Origin of the sequence: Parasphingorhabdus sp., from assembly GCF_036964675.1 — a bacterium.
In the GTDB taxonomy this organism is placed as follows: Bacteria; Pseudomonadota; Alphaproteobacteria; order Sphingomonadales; family Sphingomonadaceae; genus Parasphingorhabdus.
On the sequence record NZ_JBALTF010000102.1, the window covers coordinates 1 to 5,607 of the forward strand.

General features: G+C 57.4%; 5 protein-coding genes. All 5 read right to left on the minus strand.

Annotation, left to right across the window (positions count from 1 at the left end):
- Positions 1-276: 276 nt before the first annotated feature.
- Complete coding sequence (locus V7665_RS12835) at positions 277-1,527, minus strand: MFS transporter (protein ID WP_335664930.1); 1,251 nt, start codon at positions 1,525-1,527, stop codon at positions 277-279.
- A 76-nt stretch (positions 1,528-1,603) separates the two neighbouring features.
- Complete coding sequence (locus tag V7665_RS12840) at positions 1,604-2,353, minus strand: SDR family NAD(P)-dependent oxidoreductase (RefSeq protein WP_335664931.1); 750 nt, start codon at positions 2,351-2,353, stop codon at positions 1,604-1,606.
- A gap of 21 nt (positions 2,354-2,374) precedes the next feature.
- Positions 2,375-3,250, minus strand: a complete 876-nt coding sequence (locus tag V7665_RS12845; RefSeq protein ID WP_335664932.1) for an MBL fold metallo-hydrolase — start codon at positions 3,248-3,250, stop codon at positions 2,375-2,377.
- A 24-nt stretch (positions 3,251-3,274) separates the two neighbouring features.
- Positions 3,275-4,276: an alcohol dehydrogenase catalytic domain-containing protein gene (locus tag V7665_RS12850; protein WP_335664933.1), complete on the minus strand. Its 1,002-nt coding sequence runs from the start codon at positions 4,274-4,276 to the stop codon at positions 3,275-3,277.
- On the minus strand, positions 4,276-5,607 hold a 1,332-nt coding region (locus V7665_RS12855; RefSeq protein WP_335664934.1), incomplete at its 5' end, for an FAD-binding oxidoreductase. The genes V7665_RS12850 and V7665_RS12855, both read right to left, overlap by 1 nt.

Here is a 5,607-nt window from a genome sequence, read left to right on the forward strand (position 1 = left end):
TACGTCACTGCGATGATACCAAAACATTCTCCTATTTTAATAACCCAATCTGTCTATCGATCGCTGACGGGGGACAGGCTGCTTCGTTTCGAGCTGAGCAGGCTAAACGACTCTCGGATCAGCTTGTGAGATAAATCCGGCGGTTTTGAGAACAACGTTTCCCCGTTCCCCGTCAGCACTTATGTCGTACAATTGCAGTGGTGACGTAGCGAGTGATTTGGTTTCATCTTCGTTCGTTTTCCATCTTATTTTTTAGATATTTGCCAGCCGCGCAAATTATCCGACAGAGGCTGGCTTTCCAGCCAACAACGCTCGCTTCGCCAGCACTCTTGGCGCCGTTTCCCGCAATCCAAGAGCACAAATTACCGCCAGCGCAGTCAGACCGAACATCATCCAGAGCGGCGCCGACAGCCCGTAGACATCGGCAGCGGCTCCTGCTGCCAACGGGCTGAGCACGCCGCCGATCACTTCGCCTGTCCCCATCACGATCCCGGTCAATGTCGCCGTCAATCGCGGATCAACCGACTCGGCTGGCACGGTCGCCATGAACAATGGGAATATACCGTTGAGTGCCCATCCAAAAAAGAACACCAGCACCAATATCCAGATCGATCCGGTAAGATACATCGCACCCAAAGGCAGGAAAAGGCCCAGCAAACAGGCCGCCACGAAAACCGGCTTGCGCCCAACCGCATCGGAAATCGCCGGAACCACGAAACTGCCTATGCCCGCCGAGATGCCAAGCGTTGCCATCAGCCAGCTCATCATATCCGGGGTGAACCCGCGGATATTGGTCAAAAATAGCGGCATGAACGTCCAGCAGACGACAAGATAGGATACGAGCAGGATCGACATGAGCGCACAAAGCAACACATTCCGTTCTGCAAAGGCCTCTTGCAACGTCACTGTGGGTTCGTTGGTGCCAGCCTTTCCTGCTTGCGGTTCGCGCAATGTGAACCAGATGAGCGCGGCGGTAATCAAGCCGGGAATGGCAGCAAGATAAAAGCCCATACGCCAGCCCACCGCGATCGCAATCGGCACCAATATGATCGGTGCCAGACCGGATCCCAGCAAGTTGGACCCGAGATTTTGCGCGACACCCATGGCAAGACCGCGGCGTTCCGGTGCAACTTCAATAACGATCATCGAATGGCTGATCGGCATAACGCCGCCTTCCGCCGCCCCCATGAGCAGGCGCGCGCCAAGCAGCATCAGAAAGCTGTGCGAGATACCCGACAGCAGCGAACAGGCGCAAAATGCCACGGTTGCAATCACGATGATCGGCTTGCGAGATCCAAGTCGGTCGGACAGGCGACCGACAGCGAAACCCGATACAGCCCAGGTCAGTGACAATGCCGAAGACAGGATGCCAACCTGCGTGTTGGACAGGCCAAGATCAGGTTGAACGAATGGCATGAGAAAATTGAGCGCGTTTCGGTCAAAAAACAATATGCCAAAATTCAGGCTGAGTAACAGCACAATCCAGCTTTGATATCGTGGGCTGTTTGGCCGGTCTTCGTCTGTCATGGGCGTTATCTCACTTCCTGTTTGTCAATCGTGCCAAGGGGCAATCGCTGGGAATCATTTCACCGTAACAAGCTATTCAATGCGCGGTCTGGCCGCCGTCGATGACAAAGAGCGATCCGTTGATGAAGCTGGCGGCATCGGAACACAGATGGAGCACGGTTCCTGCAATTTCTTCAGGCTGGGCCGCGCGTCCACTGATATTCTGGGCGAAAAAGGCAGTCTTGAACTCTTCGCTGTCGAGCCACGCCTGCGTCATCGGCGTCGCGACAAAGCCTGGGCCGATGGCATTTACGCGGATCCCTTGCTGTGCATATTCAATAGCGACTGCCTTGGTCAGACCGACGACGCCATGCTTGGCGGCGACATAGGCCGACATCTGCGGATCAGCGACGATGCCCGCAACCGAAGCGGTGTTCACAATCGCTCCGCCGCCATTTTCAAGGAAATGCCGGATCTCTGCCTGCATCGCGAAATAGACGCCCTTCAGGTCAACATTGAGAATGAGGTCGAGGTCGCTTTCTGGCACCTCATGAAAGGGCAAGGGTGGAGGCAAGACACCGGCATTGTTGAATGCCATGTCCATAGTCCCAAAACGCGCCACACAGTCTCTGACCAGCGCCGTCATGGCTGCTGCATCCGCTACGTCGGCGCGCTTGAATGCAGCCTTTCCTCCGGCTGCCTCGATCAGCGACACGGTTTCTGCCGCGCGGTCATCGACATCGCCAATCATCACCGCCGCGCCTTCGCGTGCAAAGGCCAGCGCAGTAGCGCGGCCAATGCCAGTTGCTCCACCCGTTATCAGCACGGTTTTTCTATCAAATTGCATATCTGAACTCTTTGCCATTTCTTACTCCTGCCACGCGGCTTGCTCGCCTTTGGCAACCCGTGATGAATTGCCGAGGAGAAAATCGCCAAGCACGTCGACGCTATTCGGAAAGGCTTTTTGCACGCTGGCCCGCAGCTCCGCTGAATCTTTCGAAGCGGCAACCAGCCTTGGCCAGGCGGCAATATATCGGCGGCTATAATCGAGACCCGAGGCATCATTGGGAGAGCCGGGCTTTGAATGGCCGGCAACGACCATGGCCGGCTCAAGCGCGGCAAGCTGCTCGATCGACTTACCCCAAGCCTCGATAGCTGCAGGATCATGCTCGCCGAACCAGAGGTGCATTTCGTTGTAAACGAGATCGCCCGGGAACAACGCCTTGATGCTGGGCACCCAGAGCGCGGTGGCGTGGACATGGTCGCCCTGCATCGGCGCAATCACGCGAATCTCGCGCCCTTCCAGCATGATCGTGTCACTCTCCAGCGCAGCGGGTGCCGTCGGGTGCCGCGGGCCATTGACGCCAAGTGCAGGACCCCACCGTTTTACCTTGAAGGGCAGCGAGCGCCAGATGTCCGCAACAACAACCGGATGGGCAACGACCTTTGCACTTGGGAACGCATCGGTGATCACCTCCATCGCGAAGAAATGATCCGGATGGTCGTGACCGACAAAGATCGTTTCGAGATCCTTGCCACTATCGAGAATCATGGCAACGACCCGATGTGCATCGGCCATCGTGAAGGGAGCATCCACCAAAACCGCTTTCTTCTCGCCCTTGATCAGAGCGATATTGGCGCTGAGCGAACCGGGGCTCGTTTGCAGGACTTCGACCTCAAGCGGTCTTTGTTCCGCGAGCACTGGCGCAGCCGCCAAGGTCAGCAGCGCGAAAATCCATCTCATCACTTCAAATCCCCTTTGACATTCCTATGGTGCGATCAGAATCTTGCAGTCATGCGTCCGCTTGCGCAGCGCTTCAAAACGCTGGGGCGTGTCATTCAATGAAATCGTATCGGTAACCAGCAACCGTGGCTCCGCAGCACCGGCATTCAGCACATCAAGTGCTTCTTCATATTCCTGCCGGGTAAAAAAGGCCGAGGTGACCAGACGCACTTCCTTGCTGAGCATGGCGAAACTGTTGAACGTATCGGGCTTTGTGCACAGGCCGAGCAGCAATATTGTCCCGCGAGCGCGAACCTGCCCCACTGCTTGCTCGATCAAGCCCGGGACGCCGACGCATTCAAAGACGATATCAGCCTTGCCGCCGAGCGCACGCTCTGCGCCGCCGACTGGATCTGCCGGATCAACGACGAAGCCGCTCGCGCCCATATCGCGTGCACGCAGCTGCTGGAAATCATTCAAGTCCTGAATGACTATATCCGTTGCCCCCTTGCGCCGCGCCCAAAAGGCAACCGCAAGGCCGATAGGACCTGCACCAAGAATGAGTATCTTGTCGTCCGCTTTCAAACCCGACATGTTGACGCCGTGGAGCGCCACCGCAAGCGGCTCGATGATAGCGCCATCGGCAAGGCTGGCGGATGCCGGAAGCTTCACGCATTGATTGGGTCTGGTGATGGCAAATTCGGCATAGCCGCCACCTTGCAGGTCGAACTGATCACAATAGGCCACTTCGCCCGCCCGGCAGGCAGCACAGGTCCCGCAACTGGCGAGAGGGATCACCGAGACCAGATCTCCGATCGCGACGCCCTCGGTGCCCTTGCCCAGCGCCACCACTTCGCCCGCAAACTCATGGCCAAGCACATCGCCTGCGCCTTTTCCGTAGGTCGGGTCTTCGGTCATATGCAGATCAGACCCGCAAATGCCGCAGCGGCCAACCTTCACGACCAATTCACCAGCGCCGGGTGTGGGGTCAGCAATCGTCTCGATGACGAGTGGCTTGTTCAGCCCTTGCATCACTGCCGCGCGCATTATTTGATCCCCGACTTGCCGGGGGAAAGAATATGGTTGGGGTCAATCGCATCCTTGAGCTGCTGATTGAAATCCCGATTGACCTGCCCATATTGCTCGGCGACGAGGTCCATCGTGTTGACGCCTGTCCGGTAGCTCGCCCATCCCTTTTCGCCGAACCGCTTGACCAACTCGCGGTAACACAGGTCCGCCTTCTTCTCTTCTTCAGGGTCCGACTTGTCGAACAGCAGGGCGATTATATGATGCAGATCGCGCCAGCCGATCACATAGGCGGCGGTATAGTCAAAGCCATATTTATCGAGGATTTCACGCGCGAGCCTGGTCTGCCCTTCGGTTTCCTTGCCCTTTGCCGCTGCCACCGGTGCGAACCAGGCGAGGCCACCGCCATTGCCGCGCCAGCGCAACAGGCCAATTTCGTCGAGATTGAGGCCGCCTTCCATCAAAGTCTTGTGATGATGGAACCACGGGTTGCCGCTCATCTCGGCCTCGGTCAGCACTTCGCCGCCGCTCGCACCGATTGCCGCGCGAATGATCGGCTCGACTGCGGCGACCGTGCCATCGGTGCCGTAGAGCGCGAAATAGGTGTTCCACATGCCCAGTCCATTGGCTTTGGCTGCTTTCTTGAGCGACTCTTCGGAGAGCGTGCCCGGATCGGCCTGGATGTCGCTGCGCCGGTTGAACATCGCGAGTTGATAGGCCGCGCTCATCATCAGATTGCCATTGGCGATCAGGCTCGAGACCCGCAGCGGGCGCATCGTTTCCACGATCTTCGACACATCCGCCATTTCGGCATGGCGAATCATGAACGGCTTGAAGACCGGCGGTTTGGGCATCAACCACATGCCCATCTTGGTGACGATGCCAAAATTTGACTGCGTAAACAATCCGTCGACATAGGGGCCGTAACCCCATTTGAAGGCCTGCCACGCGGTCGACCCTTCGATGCTGCCCATGCCGGTCCGCATCAGGCGGCCATCGGGCAAAATCACTTCCATCCCGCACTGGAACATAAAATGCTCGCCATAAGGCGTGTAGCCAACACCGCGGTCCAGCGTATTGCCGACCGGCCCCGCAATCGGGCCAACGGTCGGCACATCTATCCAATAGGGGAGATTATTCTCGTCGAGATAATCTTTGAGCTGTTGATAGGTCACACCGGGCTCGACAAGCGCCGTGCCGAGATCGGGGTCAACCTCAAGAATGCGATTCATCCGCTTGAGATCAAGCACCATCTGCCCCGGTGTCGCGGGCGCGGCCATGCCATATCCCATATTCTTGCCAGTCGAGACAGTCCACAGCGGCTGTTTATACTTGTTTGCAATTTTGACCAG